Genomic DNA, 5,270 nt, shown 5'->3' with positions numbered 1-5,270 from the left:
TGTGATGTTTGAGAACTCAACAGTGTGTCATGCAAATAGATTGTTGTGACGTTTGTGCGTCCGGCCTTCTTGGTTGGATGTGTGTTTGTGGCAATGATGATGATTCTGACAACGTTGTTGTCAGTGTCCGTCGATTGTCAGGTTAGAATTTTCTTATGGAGAGTTTGATCCTGGCTCAGGACGAACGCTGGCGGCGTGCTTAACACATGCAAGTCGAGCGGAAAGGCTCCTTCGGGAGTACTCGAGCGGCGAACGGGTGAGTAACACGTGAGTAATCTGCCCTGGACTCTGGGATAGCCACCGGAAACGGTGATTAATACCGGATATGACCACTCTAGGCATCTAGTGGTGGTGGAAAGTTTTTCGGTCCAGGATGTGCTCGCGGCCTATCAGCTTGTTGGTGAGGTAATGGCTCACCAAGGCTTTGACGGGTAGCCGGCCTGAGAGGGTGACCGGTCACACTGGGACTGAGACACGGCCCAGACTCCTACGGGAGGCAGCAGTGGGGAATATTGGACAATGGGCGGAAGCCTGATCCAGCAACGCCGCGTGAGGGATGACGGCCTTCGGGTTGTAAACCTCTTTCAGTACCGACGAAGCGAAAGTGACGGTAGGTACAGAAGAAGGACCGGCCAACTACGTGCCAGCAGCCGCGGTAATACGTAGGGTCCGAGCGTTGTCCGGAATTATTGGGCGTAAAGGGCTCGTAGGCGGTTTGTCGCGTCGGGAGTGAAAACAGCGGGCTTAACTCGTTGCTTGCTTTCGATACGGGCAGACTAGAGGTATGCAGGGGAGAATGGAATTCCTGGTGTAGCGGTGAAATGCGCAGATATCAGGAGGAACACCGGTGGCGAAGGCGGTTCTCTGGGCATTACCTGACGCTGAGGAGCGAAAGTGTGGGGAGCGAACAGGATTAGATACCCTGGTAGTCCACACCGTAAACGTTGGGCGCTAGGTGTGGGGTCCTTTCCACGGATTCCGTGCCGTAGCTAACGCATTAAGCGCCCCGCCTGGGGAGTACGGCCGCAAGGCTAAAACTCAAAGGAATTGACGGGGGCCCGCACAAGCGGCGGAGCATGCGGATTAATTCGATGCAACGCGAAGAACCTTACCTGGGTTTGACATACACCGGAAGCCCCTAGAGATAGGGGTCTCATTGATACTGGTGTACAGGTGGTGCATGGCTGTCGTCAGCTCGTGTCGTGAGATGTTGGGTTAAGTCCCGCAACGAGCGCAACCCTCGTTCCATGTTGCCAGCGGGTTATGCCGGGGACTCATGGGAGACTGCCGGGGTCAACTCGGAGGAAGGTGGGGATGACGTCAAGTCATCATGCCCCTTATGTCCAGGGCTTCACGCATGCTACAATGGCCGGTACAAAGGGCTGCGATCCCGTGAGGGGGAGCGAATCCCAAAAAGCCGGTCTCAGTTCGGATTGGGGTCTGCAACTCGACCCCATGAAGTCGGAGTCGCTAGTAATCGCAGATCAGCAACGCTGCGGTGAATACGTTCCCGGGCCTTGTACACACCGCCCGTCACGTCACGAAAGTCGGCAACACCCGAAGCCGGTGGCCTAACCCTTGTGGGGGGAGCCGTCGAAGGTGGGGCTGGCGATTGGGACGAAGTCGTAACAAGGTAGCCGTACCGGAAGGTGCGGCTGGATCACCTCCTTTCTAAGGAGCACACCCCGTGACATCAGCCGAATGTGCTGGATGCGTTGGGGGTGTTCACTAGTGGAACACAATAATCGTTTGCAGCTTAAGCCCGGCGTTTGTTGGGTGGTTTGGTTGTGAGTTTGTATGGCACGCTGTTGGGTGTCTGAGGCATCAGACGCTGCAGGCCCCGGATGTGGGTTTGTGGTGCTGGTCGGCTTCTGGCTGTTTGATTTCTTCATAGTGGACGCGAGCATATAATAGTGTTTGTTTCGTGATGATTGTTTGTGTGTGTTCTCTATTATGGTTTGTTCCATGATGGGACCGCCGGCATGTACACAGGTAGTTGACGCATCGTCTTCGGCAGCTCTTCGGGGTTGTTGGTGGGGGTGTTGTTGTGTGTGTTGGTGGTTTGTTGTGGGCAAGTTGTTAAGGGCACATGGTGGATGCCTTGGCATCGAGAGCCGATGAAGGACGTGGGAGCCTGCGATATGCCCTGGGGAGTTGGCAACCGAGCGTTGATCCGGGGATGTCCGAATGGGGAAACCCAGCACGAGTTATGTCGTGTTACCTGCACCTGAATGAAATAGGGTGTGTGGAGGGAACAAGGGGAAGTGAAACATCTCAGTACCCTTAGGAAGAGAAAACAACCGTGATTCCGAGAGTAGTGGCGAGCGAAATCGGATGAGGCTAAACCTACTTCATGTGATAGCCGGCAGGCGTTGTGGAGTGGGGGTTGTGGGAGTGTTGTTGTTGCCTCTGCCGGGGTGGCGCACAGTAAGAAACCAGACACGAGGTCGAAGTCCGTTGGAAAGCGGTGCCGTAGCGGGTGATAGCCCCGTAGACGATAGGGTCTGGCTGTGTTCAGCATTTCCCAAGTAACACGCTACTCCTGGAATGGTGTGTGAATCTGGCGGGACCACCCGTTAAGCCTAAATACTCCTCGATGACCGATAGCGGACCAGTACCGTGAGGGAAAGGTGAAAAGTACCCCTGGCGGGGAGTGAAATAGTACCTGAAACCATGTGCCTACAATCCGTCAAAGCCTTACAGGGTGATGGCGTGCCTTTTGAAGAATGAGCCTGCGAGTTAGCGATACGTGGCGAGGTTAACCCGTGTGGGGTAGCCGTAGCGAAAGCGAGTCTGAATAGGGCGTTTGAGTCGCGTGTTCTAGACCCGAAGCGGAGTGATCTATCCATGGGCAGGTTGAAGCGCCGGTAAGACGGCGTGGAGGACCGAACCCACTTCAGTTGAAAATGGAGGGGATGACCTGTGGATAGGGGTGAAAGGCCAATCAAACTCCGTGATAGCTGGTTCTCCCCGAAATGCATTTAGGTGCAGCGTTGCGTGTTTCTTGCCGGAGGTAGAGCACTGGATAGCCGATGGGCCCGACCAGGTTACTGACGTTAGCCAAACTCCGAATGCCGGTAAGTGTGAGCGTGGCAGTGAGACTGTGGGGGATAAGCTTCATAGTCGAGAGGGAAACAGCCCAGACCATCGGCTAAGGCCCCTAAGAGGCGGCTAAGTGGAAAAGGATGTGGAGTCGCAGTGACAACCAGGAGGTTGGCTTGGAAGCAGCCACCCTTGAAAGAGTGCGTAATAGCTCACTGGTCAAGTGATTCCGCGCCGACAATGTAGCGGGGCTCAAGCCGCCCGCCGAAGCCATGGCAATCGCATTTAACCCAGGCCACTACTTGATGGTGGTCCAGGGGTGCGGTTGGGTAGGGGAGCGTCGTGTCACGGGTGAAGCGCCGGAGTGATCCAGGTGTGGATGTGACACGAGTGAGAATGCAGGCATGAGTAGCGAATCACGGGTGAGAAACCCGTGCGCCGATTGATCAAGGGTTCCAGGGTCAAGCTAATCTGCCCTGGGTAAGTCGGGACCTAAGGCGAGGCCGACAGGCGTAGTCGATGGACAACGGGTTGATATTCCCGTACCGGCGAAATGGCGCCCATGATGAGCCCGGTGATGCTAACCACCCAAAGCACCTCGTATCGATGTCTTCGGACTGAGAGCTTGGTGTGGAGCGTGGGACCCGACCCGGTAGTAGTCAAGCGATGGGGTGACACAGGAAGGTAGCCCAACCGCCGCGATGGTAGACGGCGGGTAAGCATGTAGGGGGTGTGGTAGGCAAATCCGCCACACGGCCGTTTGATCGGTAGCCCTGAGATGTGATGCCGACCCCGTAGGGGGGAAGTGGGTGATCCTATGCTGTCGAGAAAAACCTCTAGCGAGCCATGAGCCGCCCGTACCCGAAACCGACTCAGGTGATCAGGTAGAGAATACCGAGGCGATCGAGACAACCATGGTTAAGGAACTCGGCAAAATGCCCCCGTAACTTCGGGAGAAGGGGGGCCCGGATCGTGTACCCACTTGCTGGGGAAGCGGGAAGGGCCGCAGAGACCAGGGGAAAGCGACTGTTTACTAAAAACACAGGTCCGTGCGAAGTTGTAAGACGATGTATACGGACTGACTCCTGCCCGGTGCTGGAAGGTTAAGAGGACGGGTTAGACGTAAGTCGAAGCTCAGAATTTAAGCCCCAGTAAACGGCGGTGGTAACTATAACCATCCTAAGGTAGCGAAATTCCTTGTCGGGTAAGTTCCGACCTGCACGAATGGAGTAACGACTTTCCTACTGTCTCAACCATGGACTCGGCGAAATTGCACTACGAGTAAAGATGCTCGTTACGCGCGGCAGGACGGAAAGACCCCGGGACCTTTACTATAGTTTGGCATTGGTGTTTGGTTCGGCTTGTGTAGGATAGGTGGGAGACTGTGAAGCGGCCACGCCAGTGGTTGTGGAGTCAACGTTGAAATACCACTCTGGTCGTACTAGATGTCTAACCTAGGGCCATGATCTGGTTCAGGGACAGTGCCTGATGGGTAGTTTAACTGGGGCGGTTGCCTCCCAAAGAGTAACGGAGGCGCTCAAAGGTTCCCTCAGCCTGGTTGGCAATCAGGTGTTGAGTGTAAGTGCACAAGGGAGCTTGACTGTGAGACAGACATGTCGAGCAGGGACGAAAGTCGGAACTAGTGATCCGGCAACTGCGAGTGGAAGCGTTGTCGCTCAACGGATAAAAGGTACCCCGGGGATAACAGGCTGATCTTCCCCAAGAGTCCATATCGACGGGATGGTTTGGCACCTCGATGTCGGCTCGTCGCATCCTGGGGCTGGAGTAGGTCCCAAGGGTTGGGCTGTTCGCCCATTAAAGCGGCACGCGAGCTGGGTTTAGAACGTCGTGAGACAGTTCGGTCCCTATCCGCCGCGCGCGTAGGAAACTTGAGAAAGGCTGTCCCTAGTACGAGAGGACCGGGATGGACGAACCTCTGGTGTGCCAGTTGTACCGCCAGGTGCATGGCTGGTTGGCTACGTTCGGAAGTGATAACCGCTGAACGCATCTAAGCGGGAAGCACGTTTCAAGATGAGGTTTCCCACCCCTTGTGGGTTAAGGCCCCCAAAAGATGATTGGGTTGATAGGCCGGAGGTGTACAGCAGCAATGCCTAGCCGACCGGTACTAATAGGCCGAAGACTTGCCACAACAAACCCCCAACACACCCAACAACACACAAGATGAACACTTGGTGTGCTGCGCGTCCACATGAAGACCAACCCCAGAC

2 rRNA genes are annotated in these 5,270 nt (G+C 55.5%); both read left to right on the top strand.

What is annotated here, in order from left to right:
• Positions 1-152: 152 nt before the first annotated feature.
• Positions 153-1,671: ribosomal RNA gene (locus tag CCO04_RS28010) — 16S ribosomal RNA — on the top strand.
• A gap of 398 nt (positions 1,672-2,069) precedes the next feature.
• Positions 2,070-5,191: ribosomal RNA gene (locus CCO04_RS28005) — 23S ribosomal RNA — on the top strand.
• The 16S and 23S rRNA genes sit together here, the layout of an rRNA operon.
• The last annotated feature ends 79 nt before the right edge of the window (positions 5,192-5,270 follow it).

Source organism: Pimelobacter sp. 30-1 (assembly GCF_018831735.1).
Classification (GTDB): domain Bacteria; phylum Actinomycetota; class Actinomycetes; order Propionibacteriales; family Nocardioidaceae; genus Nocardioides.
The sequence above is the reverse complement of the archived record's forward strand: the minus strand, read 5'-3'. Positions and strand labels throughout refer to the sequence as shown.